This window comes from Hymenobacter fastidiosus, assembly GCF_039539565.1.
GTDB lineage: Bacteria > Bacteroidota > Bacteroidia > Cytophagales > Hymenobacteraceae > Hymenobacter > Hymenobacter fastidiosus.
Window position 1 is genome coordinate 77766 of the sequence record NZ_BAABDJ010000040.1, and the last position, 23373, is coordinate 101138.

The 23373-nt window shown below is 59.6% G+C and carries 21 protein-coding genes; 5 read left to right on the forward strand and 16 right to left on the reverse strand.

The features are described from left to right. Positions 1-34: 34 nt before the first annotated feature. Positions 35-1876, reverse strand: a complete 1842-nt coding sequence (locus ABD833_RS18445; RefSeq protein WP_345075006.1) for a M61 family metallopeptidase — start codon at positions 1874-1876, stop codon at positions 35-37. Positions 1877-2058: 182 nt separating this feature from the next. Between ABD833_RS18445 and ABD833_RS18450 the strand changes: the two genes are divergently transcribed. Further along, positions 2059-2442 carry a DoxX family protein gene (locus tag ABD833_RS18450; RefSeq protein ID WP_345075008.1) on the forward strand — a complete coding sequence of 128 codons (384 nt, stop codon included), beginning with the start codon at positions 2059-2061 and terminating at the stop codon, positions 2440-2442. Positions 2443-2456: 14 nt separating this feature from the next. On the opposite strand, the gene recJ is transcribed toward ABD833_RS18450, so the two are convergent. The 12 genes from recJ to pdhA all read right to left on the reverse strand — a co-directional run bounded on the left by recJ (position 2457) and on the right by pdhA (position 17274). Further along, positions 2457-4181 (reverse strand): single-stranded-DNA-specific exonuclease RecJ, encoded by a 1725-nt coding sequence (gene recJ / locus ABD833_RS18455; protein WP_345075009.1) that lies wholly within the window; start codon positions 4179-4181, stop codon positions 2457-2459. A gap of 285 nt (positions 4182-4466) precedes the next feature. Then, the gene (locus ABD833_RS18460; RefSeq protein ID WP_345075011.1) at positions 4467-6308 is read right to left on the reverse strand and encodes a tetratricopeptide repeat protein; all 1842 of its coding nucleotides are present in this window, start codon (positions 6306-6308) and stop codon (positions 4467-4469) included. A 199-nt stretch (positions 6309-6507) separates the two neighbouring features. Further along, complete coding sequence (locus tag ABD833_RS18465) at positions 6508-8634, reverse strand: peptidylprolyl isomerase (RefSeq protein WP_345075012.1); 2127 nt, start codon at positions 8632-8634, stop codon at positions 6508-6510. A 132-nt stretch (positions 8635-8766) separates the two neighbouring features. After that, positions 8767-9057: a hypothetical protein gene (locus ABD833_RS18470; RefSeq protein ID WP_345075014.1), complete on the reverse strand. Its 291-nt coding sequence runs from the start codon at positions 9055-9057 to the stop codon at positions 8767-8769. 11 nt (positions 9058-9068) lie between these two features. After that, on the reverse strand, positions 9069-9644 hold the full coding sequence (gene lptC / locus ABD833_RS18475) for an LPS export ABC transporter periplasmic protein LptC (protein WP_345075016.1): 576 nt from the start codon (positions 9642-9644) through the stop codon (positions 9069-9071). A gap of 10 nt (positions 9645-9654) precedes the next feature. Beyond that, positions 9655-11004, reverse strand: coding sequence for a BamG family beta-barrel-assembly machinery protein (gene bamG / locus ABD833_RS18480; RefSeq protein ID WP_345075017.1), 1350 nt, complete (start codon positions 11002-11004; stop codon positions 9655-9657). After that, a complete protein-coding gene (locus ABD833_RS18485) occupies positions 10991-11734 on the reverse strand; it encodes a type III pantothenate kinase (protein WP_345075019.1) in 744 nt (247 codons plus the stop codon). Before ABD833_RS18485 ends, bamG begins: the two co-directional genes overlap by 14 nt. A gap of 101 nt (positions 11735-11835) precedes the next feature. Continuing rightward, positions 11836-13737 carry a pseudouridine synthase gene (locus ABD833_RS18490; RefSeq protein WP_345075020.1) on the reverse strand — a complete coding sequence of 634 codons (1902 nt, stop codon included), beginning with the start codon at positions 13735-13737 and terminating at the stop codon, positions 11836-11838. Between the two features lie 172 nt (positions 13738-13909). Further along, positions 13910-14293: a TraR/DksA family transcriptional regulator gene (locus ABD833_RS18495; RefSeq protein ID WP_345075022.1), complete on the reverse strand. Its 384-nt coding sequence runs from the start codon at positions 14291-14293 to the stop codon at positions 13910-13912. Positions 14294-14547: 254 nt separating this feature from the next. Further along, positions 14548-15024, reverse strand: a complete 477-nt coding sequence (ribH, locus tag ABD833_RS18500; RefSeq protein WP_345075023.1) for a 6,7-dimethyl-8-ribityllumazine synthase — start codon at positions 15022-15024, stop codon at positions 14548-14550. 248 nt (positions 15025-15272) lie between these two features. After that, entirely contained in the window at positions 15273-16046 is a 774-nt protein-coding gene (locus ABD833_RS18505) for a tetratricopeptide repeat protein (protein WP_345075025.1), read from the reverse strand. A gap of 55 nt (positions 16047-16101) precedes the next feature. Further along, positions 16102-17274, reverse strand: coding sequence for a pyruvate dehydrogenase (acetyl-transferring) E1 component subunit alpha (gene pdhA / locus ABD833_RS18510; protein WP_345075026.1), 1173 nt, complete (start codon positions 17272-17274; stop codon positions 16102-16104). Between the two features lie 64 nt (positions 17275-17338). Here pdhA and recF point away from each other — a divergent pair, with 64 nt between their 5' ends. From recF to ABD833_RS18525, 3 genes are all read left to right on the forward strand, one after another. After that, positions 17339-18448 carry a DNA replication/repair protein RecF gene (recF, locus tag ABD833_RS18515; protein ID WP_345075028.1) on the forward strand — a complete coding sequence of 370 codons (1110 nt, stop codon included), beginning with the start codon at positions 17339-17341 and terminating at the stop codon, positions 18446-18448. 104 nt (positions 18449-18552) lie between these two features. Further along, positions 18553-18870, forward strand: a complete 318-nt coding sequence (locus ABD833_RS18520; protein ID WP_073105773.1) for a DciA family protein — start codon at positions 18553-18555, stop codon at positions 18868-18870. Between the two features lie 992 nt (positions 18871-19862). Further along, positions 19863-20423: an acyl-CoA thioesterase gene (locus tag ABD833_RS18525; protein ID WP_345075029.1), complete on the forward strand. Its 561-nt coding sequence runs from the start codon at positions 19863-19865 to the stop codon at positions 20421-20423. A 102-nt stretch (positions 20424-20525) separates the two neighbouring features. On the opposite strand, the gene ABD833_RS18530 is transcribed toward ABD833_RS18525, so the two are convergent. Both ABD833_RS18530 and ABD833_RS18535 read right to left on the reverse strand, forming a co-directional pair. Then, on the reverse strand, positions 20526-20912 hold the full coding sequence (locus ABD833_RS18530; RefSeq protein WP_345075030.1) for a helix-turn-helix domain-containing protein: 387 nt from the start codon (positions 20910-20912) through the stop codon (positions 20526-20528). A 333-nt stretch (positions 20913-21245) separates the two neighbouring features. Further along, entirely contained in the window at positions 21246-22109 is an 864-nt protein-coding gene (locus tag ABD833_RS18535; protein ID WP_345075032.1) for a glycerophosphodiester phosphodiesterase family protein, read from the reverse strand. A gap of 184 nt (positions 22110-22293) precedes the next feature. Here ABD833_RS18535 and ABD833_RS18540 point away from each other — a divergent pair, with 184 nt between their 5' ends. Beyond that, positions 22294-22917: a DUF2939 domain-containing protein gene (locus ABD833_RS18540; protein ID WP_345075033.1), complete on the forward strand. Its 624-nt coding sequence runs from the start codon at positions 22294-22296 to the stop codon at positions 22915-22917. An 88-nt stretch (positions 22918-23005) separates the two neighbouring features. Here ABD833_RS18540 and ABD833_RS18545 read toward each other — a convergent pair whose 3' ends face one another. Beyond that, the gene (locus tag ABD833_RS18545) at positions 23006-23287 is read right to left on the reverse strand and encodes a PLD nuclease N-terminal domain-containing protein (RefSeq protein ID WP_345075034.1); all 282 of its coding nucleotides are present in this window, start codon (positions 23285-23287) and stop codon (positions 23006-23008) included. Positions 23288-23373 lie beyond the last annotated feature (86 nt).

The window sequence follows — 23373 nt, forward strand, 5'->3', positions numbered from 1 at the left end:
ACAAGCCAGTCGCCCTGCTTTTTCCGGAACGGCTCTACCGCAGCGGCTGCAGCACCTGGTCGCGCAGGGCTTGCTGGGCCGGGGTGGCGGCGGGGTTAGCTTCGAGCAGGTTTTTCAGCTCCACGTCAAACTCGCGGGGCTCCGCTTTTTTTTCCTGAGCTGCCGCGGCACCCGATTGGAACCGGACCGTTACGGGCTGGAGCGAAACCGGCTCGACGAGCGGACGCAGCAGCTTTTCGGCGTTGGCCATATCCAGCGCGGTGCTGTTCACGGCCAGGATTACGTCGCCCTCACTCAGGCCGAAGCTGTTTTGCCCGGGCTTGGTGGCCGCCACGATAAACTGCTTTTTATCGGTGTCGTAGCGGAATCCCAGGTTACCAAACGCCTTGATCCGGCTCTGCCCCGAAGTCTGGAAGCGCCAACCGATTTTGTCGAAATACTCCGGGTAGGGCAGCGGCTGGCTGCCGATAACGTACTGGTCGAAAAACTGCTGCAGGGCGGGGTTGGTCAGGGCCACGACTTCCGGAATCAGGTCCTGGTCGTTGAAGGAGCGCGTAGGGCCGTATTTCTGGCGCAGGGCCAGCAGCACGTCGCGCAGGCTTTGCCGGCCCTGGCTCAGCTCCTGAATGCGGATATCGAGCAGCAACCCGATAAGAGCCCCCTTGGCATACACGTTTTCATACATGTCCTTGTAGGGCGGCTCCAGAATGTTGCGGCTCATCTCGGTGAACGAAACGGAGGGATATTTCTCCGCTTTGTCGATTTTCTCCTTGATGCGCTGGCGGAATTCGCCGGGCGGCACGAGACCGCCGCGCACCTGCACCAGCTGGGCCATGTATTCCGTCACGCCCTCGTACAGCCACAGGTGCTGCGACATTTTAGGGTTGCGGAAGTCAAACTCCCCGATTTCGCGACTGTGAATGTTGAGCGGGGCCAGCATGTGCAGAAACTCGTGCGAGGCCACTTCCTGCACCATGCTGCGCAGGCGCTCGGTATCGGGCACTTCGGGCAGAAAGTACAGCGACGAATACGAATGCTCCATGGCCCCGTAGCCGCCCTTCTTACTGGCCAGCGGCGAGCTGAAGCTGGGGAAATACATCAGAAAGTGGTACTCCGGCACCGGCATCTGCCCGAAATATTGGGTCAGCGCCTCGGCCATAGGGCGCATAATTTCGCGCACCTGGGTGGCCTGCACCGCGCCGGTTTCCGAGACGACGGCTACCGAAATCCGGGCCCCGCCGGTGCTGAAGCTGGCCGTGTCGGGCTTGCTGTACAGAATGGGCGCATCGGCCAGGTCGACGTAGCTGGGGGCCGTGAACACGTCCTGGGTGGGGGTAGCACGGCGCGTGGCCAGGGAAGTAGCCCCGTAAAAGTCCGCGGGCTTGGCTACCGTCACCTCATAGGACCGCATTTTGTAGCCTTCGAGGTAGCCGTACAGGCCGTAGTGGTTAAGCACGAAGTTTTTACCCGCGTCGAAGTTGGTGCCCCCGGGCTGGAAGATGAAGCCGTCGTCCTGCTTCACGTCCCAGGTATCGTCGACGAAATATTCGAGGCGGACCAGGCTGGGGGCATTGTCGATGACGAACAGGTTGGCCCCGTTTTTCTTCACCTTCAGCTTGTTGCCTTTCCCGTCGTAGGCCGTGAAGCTGGTGACAAAGCGGCCGTAATCCTTCCTGGAGTACGAACCGGGGATAACGGAAGGCATGACGTACGTAGCCTGGGCTTCCTTCACCGGCGGCGTATTGACGACGATGCGTACCTGGTCGTTGGTGGCGCGCTGCAAATCCAGCGCAATCTGGTAGCCGGCTGGCTGCTGGGCCTGCGCCTCAGATGCCACGCCCAACGTCAGCCCGAGGGCGAGATAAGTTAGTTTCATGCGGTAAGAATTAGGATAAAAAGCCGGCGTAGCCAGAGCCAGCCGGCCGATACTGTTGCGGCCCCAAAGCTGGGGTTTTTCCGCCAGTACTATCGGCTAAACGTACGTCACATCCGGCAAGCTGCGTAGTTTGCCGCGACTACATTCTCCCGGCGGGCGGCCCGCTGTTTTTTTCCTGCGCTATGTCCCGTTTCAAAACCCTCAGCCGCTACGCGCTGGCCTTATTTTTCATTGGAACCGGCATCCTGCACTTTGTAGCGCCGGCCACGTTTCTGCGCATCGTGCCGCCCTACCTGCCGGCACCCGGGCTGCTGGTGTACCTGAGCGGGGCCGCCGAAATAGCGGGCGGCCTGGGGCTGTTGCTGCCCGCCACGCGCCGCTGGGCCAGCTGGGGGCTGATTGTGCTGCTGGCAGCCGTGTTTCCAGCCAACGTGTACATGCTACAGACCCACGGCGCGGGTCTGCCGGTGCCGCTGTGGGCCCTGTGGCTACGCCTGCCGCTGCAGCTGGTCCTGATTGGGTGGGTGTGGTGGTGCGGGCAGGAGGAACGCATCCCCGAGTCCTGATCCGTATTTACTGCCTACTCCGCCCAGCGGATATCCTTCACCCGCAGCTGCAGGTTTTTCACACCGCGGTATTCATTGATTTCCACCGTGTAGCACACGTTGAAGGGCTGGCCCTGCAGGATTCGCTCGTGGTATTCGCCCAGGCCGAAGCCGATGGCGTCGATGGTGTGCTGGCCGTCCTGGGTGAGGGCCAGCTTGAGGTGGGAGTTGCCCACGATGCGGGCCGAGTTGGTGGCCGCGTACACGTTTTCCGACTCGAACACCGGGTTGGGGTTGCCGGGGCCAAAGGGCTCCATCTGCTGCAGCAGCTTGTAGAAGCCGGTCGTGATTTCGCTCAGCGGCAGCACGGCGTCGATTTCCACCGGCGGAATCATCTGCTCGGGCAGGATGCGGCCCGCCACGATGCTCTCGAACCGAATCCGGAACTTGTCCACGTTTTCGATGGGCAGCGTGAGGCCGGCAGCGTACATGTGGCCCCCGTACTGATCCAGCAGGTCGGCGCACTCCTCAATAGCCTGATGCACGTCGAAGCCGACTACGGAGCGGGCCGAGCCGGTAGCTTTGCCGTTGCTCTGGGTCAGGATGATGGTGGGACGGTAGTACTTGTCGAGGCAGCGGGAAGCCACAATTCCGACTACGCCCTTGTGCCAGTCTTCCTTGTAGAGCACGGTGGAGTGGGCCGTGCGGTGGGCACTATCGTCCTCAATCATCTGCAGCGCCTCCTTGGTGATGCTGGTGTCGAAGCCGCGGCGCTCCTGGTTGGTTTTGTCGACCACGCCCGTTTTCTCGGTGGCCTCCTCCTTGGTTTTGGCCAGCAGCATGGCCACCGAGCGTTTGGCATCACCCATGCGCCCGGCCGCATTGATACGCGGCGAGAAGCCAAATACGAGGCTGCTAATGTTGAGCGGCCCCGCGCCCAGCCCGGCCAGCTCCCGCAGGGCATCGAGGCCAGGGCGCTGTCGGTAAGCCGGGTCGTTGAGCAGGCGCAGGCCATGGTACGCCAGGGTGCGGTTCTCCCCAACGATTGGCACAATGTCGGCGGCGATGCTCACGGCCAGCAGATCGAACATGGTGTGCAGCGGGGCTTCGTCCAGGCCCTGGTTGTCGCTGAAAGCCTGCATCAGCTTGAAGCCCACGCCGCAACCGGAAAGCTCCTTAAACGGGTACTCGCAGTCGGCCCGCTTGGGGTCCAGTACGGCCACGGCCCGGGGCAGCTCGGCGCCGGGTAAGTGATGGTCGCAGATAATGAAATCGACGTTCCGGGTGTTGGCGTAAGCTATTTTATCTACTGACTTCACCCCGCAGTCGAGGGCGATAATCAGGGCGTAGCCGTTTTCAGCAGCGTAGTCGATGCCCGCTTCCGAGATACCGTAGCCTTCCTTGTAGCGGTCCGGGATGTAGTAATCGATCCGGTCGCTGCCAAACAGCGGACACAGGTAAGAATACACCACGGCCACCGAGGTGGTGCCGTCCACATCGTAGTCGCCGAAGACCAGCACTTTCTCCCCTTCGTGCAGGGCCCGCACCAGGCGGGCCACGGCCCGGTCCATGTCGCGCATCAGCAGCGGATCGGGCAGGTCGGCCAGCGCCGGGCGGAAATAAGCGTAGGCTTCGTCGTAAGTACACACGCCGCGCTGGCAAAGCAGCGCCACGATGGCTTCATTCACGCGCAACGCCCCGGCCAGGTGGCGCACTTTCTCAGCCTCGGGCGCGGGCTTGCGAATCCATCGTTTTTCCATAATTTCGGGAGGCTGCCCTAGCGGGCTACCCCTCCAAAAGTAAGAAGAAAACCGCGTCCACCCCGCCCGTCGGTTCCCGGCCCGCCCCCCAATACGTACTTTTGGCTTTCCGCTTTCTTTCGTAAGCCGCCATGAACAAGCTCCGCGCCTTCTATCAGCAGTACCGGCACTACATCCTCTCCGACGGACTGATGTACCTGGTGTTCATCCTCGCGCTGGTCATCATGTTCATTTTCTTCCGGTAAAGGCCCGGCAAGTCCTGCTATCCGGCGGGCAGGGCAAACCTCAGTTTATGACGTCGCCGCGCAGCCTGCGGAAGCGCTTGCGGGCTTCCGCGGTGTAGATGCTGCCGGGATACTTCACCAGCAGCTGATTGTACAGCTCCTTGGCCTTTTCGTGGTCCTGGAGGTTTTCTTCGGTGATGCCGGCGGTCAGAAATAAGGCATCGTCGCTGAGCACGTCATACTTCGGATTGGCCGTGATCCGCTGCAGCGTAGTCAGCGCATCCTGGTAGTTGCCCATGCGCCGCTGCAGCTGAGCCTTCAGGTACCACGCGTCATCGGACAGCGCGTGGCCGGAATATTTCTGCAGGAGCTTATCGAGCCCCAGCACGGCTTCGGGCAGCCGGTTCTGGAATACGAGCAGCTCGACCCGGGAGTAGTCGCGCAGGGCCACCCCGGAAGTATCCATGGCGGTGTTATCGGTGATGAGCAGACTGAGCTGCATGGCGTCGTTGGCGATTTCGCGGCTGGTGGCTTCCTTCAGAATATCCAGATGACTCTTCGCCAGCTTGAAGTCACCGGCATAATAGTTCAGGCGGGCATTGCGCAGCTTGGCCTCATAGCCGACCGGCGAGTCCTTGTGCGACTTCTCCACCTGCGAATACAACAGCGTAGCCTCCCAGGGCTCGTTACGCAGCAGGTAGATGTCGGCCAGGTTGATCTTGGCGTCATCCACCACTTCCAGGCTGGTCCGGGGCAGGTCGATAATTTCCTGGAGCAGCGTCATGGCCTTGTCCTTCTCATCGAGCTGAAAGGCATACAGCGCGGCCATGTTGCGCAGAATCCCCGCCGTTTCCGGCGTCCGGCCCAGTTCGGTTAACACCTGCTGGTATTCGGCAATCAGCCCCCGGATCTTGGCGGGGTCTACCGGATACGTACTGCGCACCTGTTCCTCCCGGGTCTGCACCAGGCGCTGCCGGGCCAGACCATAGAAGGGCCCTTTCCGGTACTCCTGAATCACGTAGCTATACCCGTCGATGGCGCTTTCGTAATCCTTATTCCGCTGAGCAATGGCGGCCAGCTCCAGCACCCGCTGGCCCTCGGTCCGGCCGCGGCGGTCCAGCGCCTTGGCCTGCACCAGCGCCCCCCCAAAGTCGCGGCGCTGCACCTGCAGCCAGAGCAGCAGCTCGCTGTTGGCCGCCCGCTCGGGGTACTGCTGCACGTTGGTAATCAGCAGGCGCTCCAGGGCATCAAAATCTTTTTCCTCCCGCAGGCTATTCTGCAGCATGTTGCGCACGAAGGGCAGCTGCTTTTCGTCCTGCTGCACCAGCCGCAGAGTTTCGGACATCACCTTGTCGGTCTGCCCCGCCTGGGTGTAGAGCTGGATGAGCTGGGGGGCAAATTCAGTGTCGCGCTTAGCCAGCTCCCGTCCCCGCAGATAGGTTTTTTCGGCCCACTGGGGCAGCTTACGCTTCAGGAACTCAACGGCGACGGCCAGCACCTGCTCCGCCCCGGTCTGACTGACGACGCGCTCATACTGCTTGTCGGCCGCGGCCGCATCACCGGCCAGGGTGTACAGACTGCCGAGGGCCACCCCGTAGGCCACCTCTTCCGGGTGCTGACGAATGCCTTTTTTCACCAGCTTCTCGGCGTCCTTGTACCGCTTAAGGTTTTGCAGGACCAGCAGGTAGTCGGGCAGCACGTTGGCGGCTACCTGCTCTTCGGCCCGCAGGCGGCCGAAGAGGAAAGCGGCTTTCTCGTTTTCCCCTTTGCGGGTGTATTCGCGGGCCAGGGAAATGCCCCCGCCGGCCTCCTGTGCCCGGCCGGGCACGGCACCCAACAGCCCGCCGCTCAGTAGCAGGGCCAGAAAACATTTACGATACCGGGCTGAAGGAAACGGACGCATAGCGGGGGAAGTCCGGTGGAGGATAATGGTAAGGTAAACCAACGCGGGGCCGGTTTCATTGCAGGCCGGCCAGGAAATCAGGCCGCCGCGGCCAGCACTCCGGGTGAATACGGGGGCCACACCCCCAACACGGGCGGAAACAAAAAGGGCTGCACCCGAAGGTACAGCCCTTTTTGCTGGCTGCGCGGGGCGCAGGCGCTTAGAAAAACTTGGTCCGGTTATCCTTGATTTCGGCCCGGGCCTTCACCGCTTCGTAAATGGCTCCGTCAGCCCGCGCCGTGCGCTGAGCGGCCAGCTGCTGACGCAGGGCTTTCACATCCTGCGGAGCCGTAGGCTTCACAATGGTGCCGCCTTCGAGGATGAGCACACCCTGCTCGCCCTGAATCGGGGCGGACTTCTGACCGGCTTTCAGGCCAAAGGCCCGGCCCAGAGCTACCGGCTCGCCGCCCAGACCCTGGATGACGCCCGTGCCTAGTACTACGTCGCTGGCGGTTTTCACCTGAGCTGTCGGGCCGTAGGCGGCGGCAATCTGCTCCAGGGTTCCTTTTTTCGGATCGAGCTTGGCCATAATCTGCTTGGCTTTTTCCTCGTTGCGGACCTGGGCCGTCAGCTCGGGCTTCAGGCTGGCTACATCAGCCGTACCCTTGGCCCGCTCGCCGGTGAGGGCGGCAATAACGTATTGGTCGTTCAGGTCAAAGACTTCGGAAATGTCGCCTACTGCCGTGGTTTTACCTCCCTGGCCGGCCCCGTAGGCCCAGCGGACCAGCTCACGGGCATTCTGCAGCGCGCCTACGGCCCGGTCGCCCCGGCCCAGACCTTTGGCTTCCAGCTTTTGCAGGGCTTTGTCTTTGGTGACCAGCTTACGGAACGAGTCAAGACTGGTAGCCTGACCTTTCAGCTCCTGGGCTTTCGCATAAGCAGCCTCCCGGGTGGCATCGGAAGGAACAATGGTTTTCTGGACGGCCGCAATCTGATACGTCTGGTTGGTTTTCGGCGCCGTGACTTTGATGATGTGGTACCCGAAAGAGGTTTTCACCAGCGCGGGCAGCAGGCCGGCCGCCGACACGCCGAAAACGGCTTTTTCAAACTCGGGTACCATGCGGCCCTGGGTGAACCAGCCGAGGTCGCCCCCTTGCTCCTTGGTGCCATCGGTGCCAAACTGACGAGCCATAGCGGCGAAATCAGCGCCGGCTTTGATCTTGGTCAGCAGATCCTGGGCTTTCACCTTCGCCGCGGCCTCCGCTTCCGGCGTGGTGCCTTCGGGCTTGATAAGGATATGGCTGGCACGGGCCGAAGCCTGGGCGCCGAGTTTCTGTCCCGTCACCTTGAAGATGGAGTAAACCCCGTTCTCCGCGTAAGGGCCGTATACCTGCCCTAGCTGCAGGGGCTGCTGGCCGCGCAGCTTTTCGGGCATGTCGGCCGGCGAGACGTAGGCCGCGCTGTAGGGCTGGTCCGAATTGAGCTTCACGAACAGCGAATCGACCGGGGCCGTGCGGAACTGTGCCGTCAGCTCGTCCACCGTTTTGCGCACGCTCAGGCTGTCTTCCGACGAGGACGTTACGGGGATGATGACGTACTCGACGTCGCGGCCATCTTCCACTTTGTAGCGGCCTTTGTTTTTGTCGAGGTAAGCCTGAAGCTGCTCGTTGCTCACTTTCACCGCCGAGTCGGAGAGGGAGAAGTAGGGCACGAACAGATAGCGGAAGCTCGCCTTCGTGTTCTGGTTTTCCCCGAACAGCTTGGCCTCCGCCGCCGTGACGTAGGTCGAAAGCTTGATCAGGTTGTTGTATTTGTTGGCGAGGCGCTCCGGACCCAGATTGGCTTCAAAGCTCCGGAAAGCGTCCTGCGCCTGGGGGGGCAGCTTGTCGAGGTTGCGCAGGTACTCAATCACCTTGGTCCGGTCGAACTGGCCCGTCTTAGGGTCGGTGAAAGCCTGTTTGATACTGGGATGCACATTCTTGCCCTGAACCATATCCGTCAGCTCGTCGTCGGACACTTTCAGGCCCAGCTTGTCGAACTCTTTCTGGAAGGCAATGCGGTAGATGGTCTGGTTCCAGGCCTGCTCGCGCAGATAGCCCATCGTCTGCTCGTCGGGCTGGCGGCCCTGCTGGGACACAAACTGCTGCTTGGCCTGCTCGACGGCCGCCTGAAACTCGGTGAATTCTACTTTCTCGCCGGCGACTTCGCCCACTACGTTTTCATTGCGGTTAAACAGACGGTTGTTGCCGCCGATCAGGTCGCCTCCGACGATAAAAAGCAGCAGTCCGATGGCAACAACGCCAACGGCCCAGCTCGATTTTTCCCGAATCGTGTTAATTAATGCCATTTACTTGAAAAAAAGCGCGGTAAGAAAAGTAGAAAGAGGCGCAAAATAACCAGAATCCGCAACACATTCCAAGCGGGTGTGCTACCAGCCCAGCCAACAGCCCAGCTACGGGGGCAAGAAGCAGGCGCGGAGCTAGTTCCGGCGCTTATTGCGGGGGGGGATTTTAACGATTTTCCCGGCGGGCTTCAGCGGCGCCCGGGGCGGAAGGGCCGCTTCGCGTTCTTTTTCCCGCTGTTTGAGGTAGCGGTAGTACATGGTGCAGGCCAGCGAAATCATGAACAGCCAATAGTTGCGCTGCAGGCTTTCCATGGGCACCTTCGGATCATTTCCCGCCAGCGTCTGGTACACGCCTATCACGAACGTGACCACGCCCACGGAAAATAACACGGTCCGGCCCATTCCCGGGGCCCAAAATCGCTTCATACTCGGGCCGGTTAGGGTTTGGTTTTCGACTGATCGAGGGTGAAAACGCCTTCCGGCTTCCTAATCCGGTAGCGCGAGAAGTCCTGATTGGCGGTCAGCCCCTTGCCGGTGAGTACCTCCGTCAGGGTTTCCACCCGCACCGCCATTTCGGGACGGGTGTAGATGTGCGCTTTGGCTTTGTCGTAAAACAGCTCCTCGGTGTTCATGGTCTGCTGCTTCTCCTCATTTTTCACCCGCACGTCGCCCCGGATCACGTAGAGATTGGTGTTCTTCTCAAACTTGCCATAGTTGCCGCGCAGCGTATTGACCACGGTGCGGCCGCCGTTGCCGTAGAAGGTTACGGTCACGCCTTGGGGGTAGATCCGGTCGCCGGTTTCAAAGCTTTGCTCCAAAGGGGCCGCCAGTCGGACCTGCAGCTTAGCCGAGTCACTCATCAGCGTCACAACGTTGGTGACTTCTACGGTCGGGCCTTTGTATACCATCTTCTTAGCCGCCGCCGAATCCTTTTTCTCGCAGCCTGCGGTCAGCAAACCCGCCAGCAGCAGGCTGGTCGGATATCCCCAGGGCCGGATTTTTTGGATGAGCATAGCGGCCCGGTTACTCAATGCGCCGCTTAACAAACCAGCGGTTATTCAACGTTACGCCCAGCTGCAGCTTCAGGTAGTCGTCCTTCACATTGCTGACCGTGCGGGTGGTTCCGGCTTCGGTCAAGGGGTATTGGTCCAGGTTGCCGCGCTGCCCATACGTGAAGGCCAGGCTGATAATGGTAGCATCGAGGGGGGTAGCGCCCGGCAGCGGCAGGCCGAAACCCCAGCTTACGGACCGGTCGTAGAGCGTTTGGCCGTTCGGCTGATAGGGCATCTGGGTCGCATTCAGGCCCGCCCGGTAGGTGATCCGCTTAAAGTAATTGTCAACGGACGTGGCATCGGGGGTGAATTCGCCTCCTACCCCCAGGCGCACGGTATTCTTAAGATCAACCGCAACCGCGGAGCCCGTAAACGCCCGGTATTTTGACCACTGCTGATGCGCCGCGTCCAGATTAACGCTCCAGTTCTTGTTGTTGTCGAAGCTCACCCCACCCTGGGCCAGTGCGGGCACGATAGCCTTGCCCTTCTCGTCGATGACTTCATCCAGGCGCTCCAGTTCGAAGCCACTCACATTTTCCCGGGTCTGGGTCCGGCTGCGGGTGCCGTTCAGGTTGGTCTGCAGGCTGTACACGCCGGCCAGGTTATAGTTGATTTTATCCGTGACCTTACCCCGGTAATGCAGAGCACCCCGGAAGGCAAAATCGGAAAAATGCAGTTGCTCTATGCGGATGCGCTTGGTGATGTCTTCCGCGGCATCCGTACTCTTGACTATTGCCGTGCCGGTAGAGAAATCGGTGCTGCCAAAAACGTACGAAACGGTAGCCCCCACTGAGAGGCCTTTCCCGATGCGGTAGCCCTGCGACAGATAGGCCTCCGACAAGCCCCCTTTGCCCCGCTCCTGAATCAGCACCTGTGCTTTGTCGGGGTCGTTGAGGACGGTCGACAGGGTGTTTGACTCGTAGTCTACCGAGGTATACGGCTTCAGCCCGGCCGCGGCGCCCCAGCTTTTCGACAGTGGCACGGCCAGCGCCAGATAGCCCAGCGAGGCGCTGCCCGAACGATTGGCCTGACTCACGGTATGCAGCCGCCGAAACAGCGCGTTGAAGCCGGCTTCGTACGTCGTGCGCGACACGTAAGCCAGCATCGCCGGGTTCAGCTCGTTGACGTTTGTACTGTTGGGCGCGGCCAGTCCAATACCTCCCATGCCCTGCTGCCGTACCCCGCCGGTATTGCCCACGAAGTCGCCAAAGCCCACCCGGGAATACGGGGAGTTGCCAAGACCCTGTCCCTGGGTACGGGAAGCGGATACCAAGCCCAACAAAACCAGCCCCGCGAGGCCGGCGAATTTAGTTTTCAACATTATGCACCAGTATGCGGTGAAGCCCGAGTAGCACGAGCTCCGGAATGACAAAGATATGGCCTTTCAGCCGGGGTTGAAAAAAACGCGCGTCTCCCCCGGCCAGTATTACGGCCAGGCGCGGGCTGCTTGCCCGGTAGCGGGCTATGAGGCCTTCAACTTCGGCTACCGCCCCGTTGAGTACGCCACTGCGGATGGCCGCCTGGGTGTCGTCGCCCATCAGAGCTACAGCAGCAGTAGGGTCGGTGGGCATCGCTACCAACGGCAGGCGACCCGTGAGCTGGTGCAGCGCGGCGAAGCGCATCCGCAACCCCGGCGCGATACTGCCCCCGCGGAAGGTATGGCCCCTCTCGACCCAGTCGCACTTGATGGCCGTACCGGCATCAACCACCAAAGTGTCGCCGGAGGGCCGCAGCCAGGCCGCCCCCACTGCCGCCGCCAGCCGATCGGCGCCCAACGTGTGAGGCGTAGCGTAAGCGTTCCGGAGGGGTACCGGCGTCGTCGCCGGGGCGAATTCCACTACCGTTCCGGCCACCAGGTGGCGCAGCGGCTCTATCCAGTCAGCCGTCGACGCCGCTACCGAAGCGGCCAGCACGTGCTGCGGCTGGAGCCGTTGCACCGTGGTAAGCAGCTGGTCCAACGTCAGGCCGGCCGCGGTTTCCAGCAGTACGTCGTCTTCGAAGCAACCGTATTTTACGGCGGTGTTTCCTATATCGAAGACGAGGGTACGCATGAGGGCAGAGGAGTTATGGGCTGATCAGCTACCAGTGGCGAAACAAAACTGCTGCCAACTCGCTGCTCCTAAGAGTCGGCGGGTTGGCAGCAGGTTGCTTGTTACATGAAATACTTCAGCCGGATAACTTCCTTTTCGGTCAGGAAGCGCCACTTGCCGCGGGGCAGGTCTTTCTTGGTCAGGCCCGCGTACTGCACGCGGTCCAGCGCGACTACCTCGTAGCCGAGGTGCTCGAAAATGCGCCGCACGATGCGGTTGCGGCCCAGGTGCAGCTCAATGCCCACGAAGTGCGCATTGCCCGCTACAATGGCCACATCATCCACATCGGCCTTGCCATCCTCCAGCTCCAGCCCCTCCGCAATCTGGCGCAGGTGGTCTTCCGTCAGCGGGTTGTTGAGCTCCGCCTGGTAGATCTTCTTGTTCTTGTGCGAAGGGTGGGACAGCTTCTGGGCCACTTCGCCATCGTTGGTAAACAGGAGCAGGCCCGTCGTGTTGCGGTCCAGGCGACCTACGGGGAAGATGCGTTCCTTCGAGGCCGTAGCCACCAGGTCCATCACCGTTTTACGGCCCTCGGGGTCTTCAGTCGTCGTGATGAAGTCCTTGGGCTTGTTGAGCAACACATAGACCTGCTTCTCCCGGTTCAGATTGGTTTTGCCGTACTGCACCGTGTCGGTGGGCTGTACCTGGTAGCCCATTTCGGTCACCACCTGGCCATTCACTTTGATTTCGCCGGCGGCAATCAGCTCATCGGCGTCGCGGCGCGAACAGATACCCGCGTTGGCGATGTAGCGGTTCAGCCGTACCGAGTCGGCCTTCTCCTCCTCGCGCCGCCGTTTGTTGCCGCGGGTTTTGTCGTCTTCGTAGTGTTTCAGGTTAGCATACGATGGCGCCTCGCCTTCAACTTCCCCCCGCTTCGGCTTATCGGCCCGGTTGGACGTGGCAAAGCGCTTGTCGGAGCTGGGGCTGATGCGCGGGGTGCGCTCCGCGTAAGGTCTGGCCTCGTCGCGCTGGTCGGCTCCTTCGCGCTGGTCCTCAAAGCGGCGGGGCGCGGCATTCCGGTCGCTATAGGTGCCCCGGTCGCTGCCGGGCTTGGTGCCGAACGCCGGACGCTCGCCAAAGCTGCGGCTCCCCGTGCCACCTTCGCGGCGTTCGGGCCGCTCAAAAGAATCACTCCGCTTCTCGTCGCGGGTAAATTCTTCCGGGGGCTTGCGGAAATCGAAAGGCCGAGCGGGCCGGATGGCCCGGTTCGGTCCCATGTCAGCTTCCCGGTCGAAGCTCTCTACCGGCGGCAGGCTCGGCTGCGGCTGGCTGGTACCGGATTCCTGCTCGAAAGGACTGGCTTTTTTGAATTTGCGGTTACGCTCCCCATGGTCACCGCGGGGCACTGCGGGCTTACCCTCCTGACGGTAGGGCTGGCCGGGCCAGTTGGCTTTGGGCTCGTACGGGCGGGCGGGCCGCTCATCGCGCGGCGACTCACTGCGGCTGCTCCCCCGACGGTCATCCTCCCGGCTTTCGCCGCGCCGCGGCGCGTCCCGGTCGAAGGAGCGCGGCGGCCGGCTGTCCTGGTCCCGGTTGAAGGGGCGGGCGGGACGGCTGCCGGTGTCGCGGCTGCCAAAGGAAGGGCGGTCCTGGCCTTCCCGGTTAAAAGGGCGACGGTCATCACTCCCACCTTGCGGACGGGAAGTGGAGCCACCCCGGTTGAAGCCACCCGGAGTGCCAAACTTCTTGGGCCCCGAATCGTTCCCGCCAAAACGTTTTGCTCCCCCAAATCCTCCACCTTCGCCGGGCTTACCCGCCGAACGGCCGAAAGAAGATGGGCGCGCCGGGAAATCCCGGCCCTTGGAACCGTCGTTGCCGAAGCGGTTGCTGCCGCCGGTGCTGCCTTCGGCGGGCCGGGGGGTGAACTTACGCGGACCGTTGGGGCCGCCGGAGTTACCGGATGGGCGGGAACCGGAGTTGCCGCGGTGTTCCGGCTTGCCGCCGGAATAAGGTTTCTTGCTCATGGTTGCAAGGTAAAAGTGCCGTATCGCTACGGTACAAATGAAAACAGAAATTCAAAAATCAGACCGGGGAATTGCCCTAACGAGCTATCCCGGAAAACAGTGCCCGGACCAGCAACCAAGCCCGAACGAGCCGGTTGAAAGTCCGGGCAGAATAGTAGCAGCAGTAGCCGTTTTAGTCGCGGCGGGCCATTTTGGCTTCGATGGAGTGCTGCGTGTGCGGCACCGCCCGCAGGCGCTCCTTCGAAATCAGCTTACCCGTACCGATACACACGCCGTAAGTACTGTTTTTGATGCGGATCAGCGCGTTTTCGAGCTGTTGGATGAACTTCATCTGGCGGGAAGCCAGCTGGTTCATGCTTTCTTTCTCGGCCGTATCAGCCCCGTCTTCGAGTACCTTCGAGGAGGAGGCGGTGTTGTCAGTACCCGAATCGTTGCGGCGGCTCAGGGTTTCCTTAATAAAGGTTACTTCCTTCCGGGCTGCGATGAGTTTATCCTGGATAATTTCCTGAAACTCAGCTAGTTCTTCCCTGGAATACCGTAGGTTTTCTTCACTCATGTTAGGTCAGAGAAAAATTTAACGTATTGGAGGTTAGTGACTTGCCTGGTAGCGCGGCCTAGCCCGGGCCGGTATGGCTTTTTAACAAGAGGCCCAACAGATAAGTTTGTTGGTGTTTTGTCATTGAAAGCTCCCTGCCCGGTTTAATTCAGCCTCGCCGCGAACCAGCATGATCCGGGCTCAAAGCTACGCTTTTGTCTGATACTGAACTACCGTTGCCTTTTTCAGTGATTATCCCTTTACCGGTCAAACGATCAGAAGCCCAGCATGTGGATGGCCGCCACGGCGCCTTCTACCCCTTTGTTGCCGTGTTTACCACCGGCCCGGTCCCAGGCCTGCTCGAGGGTATGGGTAGTAACCAGACCGAAAATAACGGGCTTGTTGAATTTCAGCCCAACGTTAGTCAGGCCCGCGGCCACGGCGTGGCAGATGTAGTCATCATGCTTGGTTTCGCCCTGAATGACCACCCCGAGGCAGATAACGGCATCTATTTCCTCGTGCTGGGCCAGCAGCTGCGCCCCCAGAGTCAGCTCGAAGCTGCCGGGCACCGTGTTGCGAAAGATGTTTTCCTCTTTGGCCCCGTGCTTCAGCAGCGTCTCGTAGGCGCCCTGGCTGAGGACGTCAGTAATTTCGCGGTTCCACTCGGCCACAACCAGGCCGAAGCGTTTTTCCGTGATATCCACGAAATGGTCGGAGGTGTAGTCACTCAGGTTTTTGAGGGAAGTAGCCATATGGTGTGTTGCCAGTAGTGTGTTGCCGGTTATGTGTTGCCAGTTGCCAGTTGCGTGTTGCGTGTTGCCAGTTGCCAGTTGCCAGTTGCGTGTTGCCAGTTGTGCGTGTTGCCTATTGCCAGATACTGCTCCCTTTGTTGGTCATCAGAACAGACTGGCAACTGGCAACACGCAACTGGCAACTCATCTAAACAAAAGCTGCGCCTCCCCTCCCGGAAAAGCGCAGCTTCACTGAATTGCCGTTGAGCTTACTTACCCGCCAGTCCTTCGGCCCGGGCCTTGAACTGCTTGGCTTCGCTGGCTTCCGCCGAGGTCTGGTAGTCGGTCAGGATTTTGTCGTAAGCGGCAATAGCCTGGTCGTAGTCCTTGGTTAGCTCGCGGGCCGAGGCTTCCTTCAGCAGGTAGCCGGGCGAGAAGAACTCGTTGGCATTGTGGTTCGCGGCTTTGTTGTAGAGGTCGGCGGCTTCCTTGTATTTACCCAGTTCCGAGTTAGCATCGCCCAGCAGCGCGTAAGCCCGGGCCTGTACCAGCAAGTCAGCGGAGGTGAAGTCTTCCAGGTAATCGATAGCCGCCTGGAACTTGCCGTCTTTCAGCGAAGCCACTCCGGCGTAGAAGTTGGCCATGTTGCCCGCCCTGGTGCCACTGTACTCCGTAGCTATGGCTTCCAGGCCATCGTACTGACCATCGCCTTTCATCGCCTTTTTCAGCGAATCAGCTTCCCAGTAATTCACGGCCTGGAACATGGCGGCCTGGCCTTTCTCGTCCTGCGACGAGCGCCAGGTGTAGTAGCCAAAAGCGCCTACCACGGCCAGCACCACCATCGTCAGCACCCCCAGCAGCACGTTCTTGTTGCGGCGCAGGAAGTCCTCCGAATCGGCCAGGCGGGCTGCCAGCGCGTCCGGATCTTCGAACAGGGGGTGCTCGGGCGTCAACTCGCCAATCGGCTGATTCGGATCGGCGGGTACCGGCTGCTGCTGAGGACGGTTTTGCGGGCTGTTGCGCGTGTAGGGAATCTTAGACATTACAGTTGATTTCGGGAAAGACGGCCCTCAGGCCGGGTAAAATTCCGCCGCAGGGTTAGTCGCGGATGTAGGGATAGTCCTGCTGCACGTACACGTCCTTGTAGAGCTCGTCGGCAGTGGGATACGGCGAAGTTTCGGCAAACTCTACCGACTCGCTCACCCGGGCTTTGATCTTTTCATCAATAGCCGTCAGGTCGGCTTCAGTAGCCATGTTGTTGGTCAGAATAGTATGACGTACGGCTTCGATGGAGTCGCGCTGCCGGTACTCTTCCAGTTCCTCTTTGGTGCGGTACTTGGCCGGGTCGCTCATCGAGTGACCTTTGTAGCGGTAGGTTTTAAACTCCAGAAACGTGGGGCCTTCGCCGGCCCGGGCCCGCTCAGCGGCGCGGGCCACAGCATTGTGGATGTCTTCCACGTTCATGCCGTTCACCGGCTCCGAGGGCATGTCGTAGCTTTCCCCCAGCGTGTACAGGTCCGTCACGTTGGACGTGCGCTGCACCGACGTACCCATCGCGTAGCCATTGTTTTCGACCACGAAGATCACGGGCAGCTTCCAGAGCATGGCCATGTTGAAGGCTTCGTGCAGCGCGCCCTGGCGCACCGCTCCGTCGCCCATGTAGCAGATGCAGAGGTTGCCGGTCTTGTTGTATTTCTCAGCGAAGGCCAGGCCGGCCCCCAACGGCACCTGAGCGCCCACGATGCCGTGGCCGCCGATGAAGTTGACGTTCTTATCGAACATGTGCATGGAGCCCCCCTTGCCTTTCGAGCAGCCGGTGGCCTTGGCAAACAATTCCGCCATGATAGCATTCGGCGAAGTACCGAGCGCCAGCGGGTGCGCATGGTCGCGGTAAGCCGTAATCCACTTGTCGTCTTTGGTCAGGGCCGAAACGGCTCCGGCCACGCAGGCTTCCTGTCCGATGTAGAGGTGGCAGAATCCTTTAATTTTTTGCTGCCCGTAGAGCTGGCCGGCCTTCTCCTCAAACTTGCGCATCAGCACCATCTGCTCGTACCACTGCAGGTACGTCTCCTTGGGAAAGACTGGCTTGGCCGGGCTTGTCGCCTGGGGGGTATTATTGGCCGCCTGGTCTTGGCCGTTGGGCGGCAATACCGGGTCTGGCTGCTTCACCGTATCAGTGGCAGCGGTAGGGTTGGTAGTAGCCTTCTTGGCCGACGATTTACTCGTCGAATTGGAAGGTTTTGGAGTAGCCTTTACTTTCGTCTCCGCCATCGTGCTCAGTTGTTCGCGTTTGGGATGCGAAAGTACGTAAAAGGATTGCAATTCCGAACCCCGAATGATTCTTGAAACTCTGCATCTGCTGTTCTTCAAAAACTACGATGAAGCCAATCTGCGTTTCTCCCCGCATATTAATTGCTTTATCGGCGACAATGGCAGCGGCAAAACCAACCTGCTCGACGCCATCCATTATCTGGCCCTGACCAAGAGTGCCTTCACTCCGGCCGATGCCCAGAGCATCAAGCAGGGGGAAGAGTTCTTCGTGGTGAAAGGCCGCTTCTGCGCCCCGCCCGACGATACCCGCGACACCATTCAGTGCAGCCTGCGCCAGGGTCAGAAGAAAGCCGTGACGCGCAACAAGCAAGCCTACGACCGTATCGCCGACCACATCGGCCGCTTCCCCGTGGTGCTCATCTCACCCTACGACACCGACCTTATCCGGCAGGGCAGCGAGGAGCGCCGCAAGTATTTCGACAGCCTGATTTCCCAGCTCAACCACGACTACCTGGAGCTGCTGATTGCCTATAACTATATCCTGCGCCAGCGCAATGCCCTGCTTAAGCAGGCTGCCGACCGCCAGGGCTACGACCGGGACTACCTCCTGGCCCTGGACGAGCAGCTCGTGCCCGCCGGCGAGCAGATTGCCCGGCTCCGCCAGCAGTTCCTGGCCGAGTTCACGCCCATCTTCCAGCGGCATTACCAGCAGCTGGCGGATAGCCGGGAAACGGTGACGCTGGACTACAAGAGCCAGTTGCCGGGTGCGGACTTTGCCCAATTGCTGCGCACGGCCGAGCGCAAGGACCTGGCCCTCCAGCGCACCACCGTCGGCCCGCACAAGGACGACTTCATCTTTCTGATGGACGCGGGCTCAGTGAAAAGCTTCGGGTCCCAGGGTCAGCAGAAGTCGTATGCCATTGCCCTCAAGCTTGCCCAGTTTGAAATTCTGGCGGAACACAAGCAGCACAAACCGCTGCTGCTGCTCGACGACATATTTGACCGGCTCGATGAGAAGCGCATCACCCGGCTGCTCCAGCTCGTGGCTGACCGCACGTTTGGCCAGGTGTTTTTAACCGACACTCACCTCGACCGCACCGACCGGGTTCTGGCTAACCTGTCGGAGCAAATCAGCCGCTTCCGGGTAGAAAGTGGTACCGTCACGGCTCTTTAGCTTTCCTACCGGCTACCTTTACCCGCACCGCTGTTCCGGCTTATCCTGCTTTCCAATGCGGCCCTGGCACCGGTTAGCTTCGCGCGTTATTATACTCCCCCGTTTTGAAAAAGCATAGCAACTCCGAGAACTCCCGTCAGGCTGACATCGTCACGCTCAAGGACGGAATTACGGCTTTGCTTAAGGCCTACCGACTCCAGGGCAAGCTTAACGAGGTGACCGTGGTATCGAGCTGGGAGCGAATCATGGGTAAGGCCGTTGCGCTCAAGACCCAGGAGATTTATATCAGCCAGGGCAAGCTGTTTGTCCGGCTCAGCTCGGCCCCGCTCAAGCACGAGCTGGTTATGGCCAAAACCCGGGTGCTGGAAATTATCAATGCCGAAGTCGGAGAAAAGGTAATTCAGGAGGTCGTTTTTTTATAGGGCCTGAAGTCGGGTCATCCCGCCACCTTCGGCTTTGGCCGGCTTCGTTTACGGTCTTCCCCCGGTGCTCCGGCTTGTCGCCGGCCAACGAAGCGGTTTAGCCAGTCAAGCAGTCTGTCATCCTGAGCAGAGCGAAGGACCTTATCCCGGCTGAACGCTACCCGCTCGATGAACTACCAGGCGTGATAAGGAACCTGTTTAGGGTTTCGGTTTTTTCGTCGTTTGTCATCCTTCATCTGGCGTACGCTTGCGAAGGACCTTCTCACGACTGCTCATTTTGGCCCAATTCCAAGTGGCACGGACGTGATAAGGTCCTTCGCTCCGCTCAGGATGACAAACGCTTAGAAAAAACGACGTTCTAAACAGCTTCTTTAACCAATCATTGCTAACCGGGATCTTCCCTCTTGTTGAAACCGCGTGCCGCGTGGGTGAATGGGCGGGCAAGCACCTGCCTCTCTCTATTCCCGGTACCCTGGCCCGGGAACTGACCCAAGTGCTTATAGCGGTTTCATCGCCGGCATTCGCTTATGGAGCCGCTACACTTCGCGGCTCAGCCACCGCGCCGCTGCACCGATTGTCGTTCAACGCGGGATCCGCGAAGCACCGCGGCTCTACCCGCTATGCATATGGTTCGTAAAACGGCTCTATCTAATGAAGCTGTTTAGTCGTTCAAAATACCTGTCATCCTTCGCAAGCGGACGCCAGATGAAGGATGGCAGGCATTTTGAACGACTAAACAGCTTTAATAACATTCGGGGTGCCCAGCACCGGGCTGGAGCGAAATAAAGCCACCGGCCCGATAACTCTCCTTTAGGCCAGTCAGGGTCGGCATGAAATATAGCGGGGCGGGTATCGGCTAAAATCACCGCCTGATACGACCCGCTTTTCCCCACCTCTGGTTCTCGGATATGGCCCCCTGCTTCCGGGTCTTTGGCGCGGGAGTAGTTTTACCAGTTGCTTAATCCATCCCAAACCCTCCTACCATCTCCCGCATGAGTTACCCTAAACCCGAATTTCGTCCGGTGTCTTATTCCCGGGTCACGCTTACCGAACTGATGATCCCGGCCTACGCCAACTTCGGGGGCAAGATTCACGGGGGCATTCTACTTTCCCTGATGGATAAGGCAGCCTACGCCGCGGCTTCCAAACACGCGGGCAACTACTGCGTGACGGTGAGCGTGGACGGCGTCAACTTCCTCCAACCCGTCGAAGTGGGGGAGCTGGTATCCCTGCTGGCATCGGTCAATTACGTCGGGCGTACTTCGCTGTTGGTGGGCATAAAAGTCATTGCCGAAGATGTCCGCAGTGGAACAGTAAAGCATACCAACACCTCCTATTTCACCATGGTAGCCAAGGAGGATAACGGCCAGCCAACGCCGGTACCGGGACTGGGCCTGGAAACACTGGAAGACACCCGCCGCTTTGTGGAAGCCATCAAAAGACGGGAGCTTAAGGACCGCTATCGGATGGAGTTTGATAACGCCGTATCAGCTTTGGCGGTACCGCGCGAGCTACACTTGTTGGCCCACGAGCGGTGTCAAATCATGTATTAACCCCGCTCGGCCCTTGTCGCTTTTATCTACCCTCAGACCACGTTCCATAGAGGCATTAGCCACCCGCAGGGTGACAAAAATGTTTCACGTGGAACATTTTTGTCATTTAGGGCCGTACACTTTCACCAGCAGCTCATTATAGGCTTCCAACAGGGCTATATACTTCGTCTGAAGGGCCATGAGCTGTTTAATCGGCTCCTGCTCGACACTCTGTAAAGCCCCTGAACGCGGTGTAACACTGTTAACAACATTACTTGTTACACCAGAAGCAACAAAGGGCAACACTGTTTGCTGTAACGATGTAAAATCACTGGAAAAGTCGTGTCCGATAATATCACCAACGCGTTTTACAAAGCCGTAATCAAGTGTTTCATCCTTGAATTTACGATAGATCGTAGGGCGGGTTATCCCAAGCTCATCAACAATACGGGTAATGGATATACCGCTGCTTCTGATGGCATCCTGAAGGATTTCGCCCTGATGTGGCATAGAGGAGTGCTGTAATGTATTGGGAGTGTAAATATGTACAATATGTCTCAACTGAACAAGCCCCGGAGTGTAAAACCGGACGCATTACAGATCGTGTAACAAGACAAAAACACCTTTCTTTACACGTTACAATGTTCGTATTACAGTGTCATTGTAAAGCAGGCGCTTTAACACCTACTTACACCTCCGTTACAGCTGCCGGACTTAAGGCCCTGCAACAGGTTCTGAGGCCGTTTCCGCGGTCCACAGCCAAACCCAGGCACCACCTGCCCCAAGGCTAAGATCAGTTACGCCTTCGCTCATGGGCAGTGTGGATGAACAGTTAGCGGACAGCTAGCCCCGGCTGCTGTTCAGAACATCGCGCAGCCGGTCCGGATAGTCGGTGGTGAGGCCATCAACGCCGAGCTGCCAGAGGGCCAGCATAGCCCCGGTGGCATTCACGGTCCAGGGCACGAGGCGGATGCCTTGCGCGTGCAGATCAGCGACCAACTCGGCGGTAACCAGACGGTACTGGGGCCCATAAACCTCCGGGCGGAAACCCAGCGCCGCGACGTGTTCCGCACAGGGCACCTCGTCTTCGACCAGCAGGCAAACAGGCAGTGCCGGGGCCTGCCGGCGCCCTTCCCGCAGGATGCGCTTATCAAAGGAAAGCAGGGTACTGCGGCCCAGGATTTGTTCCTCAGCCAGGACCGCCAGCACCTGCGCCACGAAGGGCGCGGGCTTGGGATGAAATAAATCGTCGTCCTCAGGGCAGGATTTTATTTCAATACTGAAGCGGATGGCCGGCCGGTTCAGCTCCTGAACGCGCTGCTCAACGGCGCGGATTACGTCGCGCAGCAAGGGCTTGTAAGCCGCTATTGATTGTTGCCGCGGAAACCCCGGATGCGGGGTAAGCCCACAGTCGCAGCGCCGGATTTCGGCGTAGCTCATCCGGTACAGATTGTGTTGGCGCTCCGCTCCGGCTTCAACAGCCCGGCCCCGCGCATCGCGGCACAAAGACGACAACCACGGCTCATGCGACACCACTACTTCGCCATCGGCCGCTAGCACAACGTCCATTTCCAGGGCGTCGACGCCCAGCTCCAGCGCGTACAGGAAAGCGGGCAGCGTGTTCTCCGGCAATAAACCCCGACAGCCGCGGTGGCCGTGAATCTCGGGGCGGGCGGCAAGAATAAGGCAAGGCGGCGGGTGGAGCATAGTAGCAGAGCATACGCAGCCGGACTACAAAAAGCAACGGCAAGCCATCTGACCGGTCTGAATTCCTGCTTTCGTAAGCCTGGCCGCAACTCCGGTACGCCCAGCCATGGCGGCGTTGGAGCAACCCTACCAGATGGGCCGATAAAACCGGTATTTTGCGTCCGGATTAACTCTCTTCTCCTCTATGAAAAAAATCATCCTGTTGCTAGTGCTCCTAGCCGTAGCTATCGGCGGCTACTTCTTCTACCGCAGCCTGACCACGGGCCCCAAATACGCCCTGGTGCAAGCCGCCAAAGCCACCCAGACGCACGACATGGCTGCCTTTGAGCGCTACGTAGACGTGACCAGCGTAACCGGGAGCCTGGTAGACCAGGTGGCGGAACAGGGCTCGGCCTTGGGCTTGCTGAACCCCGGTGGATTTGCGTTTCGGGGCGCCTTGCAGCTGCTCAAGCCCCAGCTGGCCAAAGCCGCCCGCCAGGAAATAGAGACTTACATCGAGACGGGTTCTTTGGAAGCTGCGGCGGCGGCCCGGCCCGAGCGCACGGTGAAAGTTTCGATGCTGGGCATGGCCAGCAAAGTGGTCAGCTCCGACAGTAAGTTTAAGGACATAAAGTACGTGAACGAGCAGGGCGACCAGGCCCTGGTCGGCATCGAGTTCACCCAGCCCAAATATGACACGACGCTGGTGGTAGAGCTCAAGATGCGCGATAAAGGCGACCATTGGCAGGTGACGGAAATCACCAATACCGGGGAGCTGCTCAAGCACGTAGCCCGGCTGGAAAAGAAGCGGCGACTGGGCGGCAACTAAAGCGCCCGTCATCACTCCTACCGCAAACAAAAATGCCCGTCGCTAAGTAGCGACGGGCATTTTTGTTTACTGGTTTAGCTTCTTAAACCTAGAGGCTGGACTTGCCACGGCCGGCAAACAGGTAGTAAATGATCAGGCCCCCGATGGGGAAGAAGAAAATAATGGCCGCCCACAACAGCTTCTTGCCAATGGTCCAGGGCTGCCGGAAAACGTCGATCAAAGCCAGCACATCAAGTACCAGGATGATCATGCCCCAGAGGGATGTGCGGCCATTGCTGTTAAAACGGCTGCACGAAGAAACGGCGACAGTCAGGGCAATCAGCAGGCTGGCAACCGGCAGACGGCTGGCGAGAGAGGTGAGCTTATTCATCAGGAGTCAGGTGTAGGAGAGTGGAAAGGGAGTATGCCGCTCTGTACGCACGACGCCTTAATATAGATATACCGGATATCTTTTTA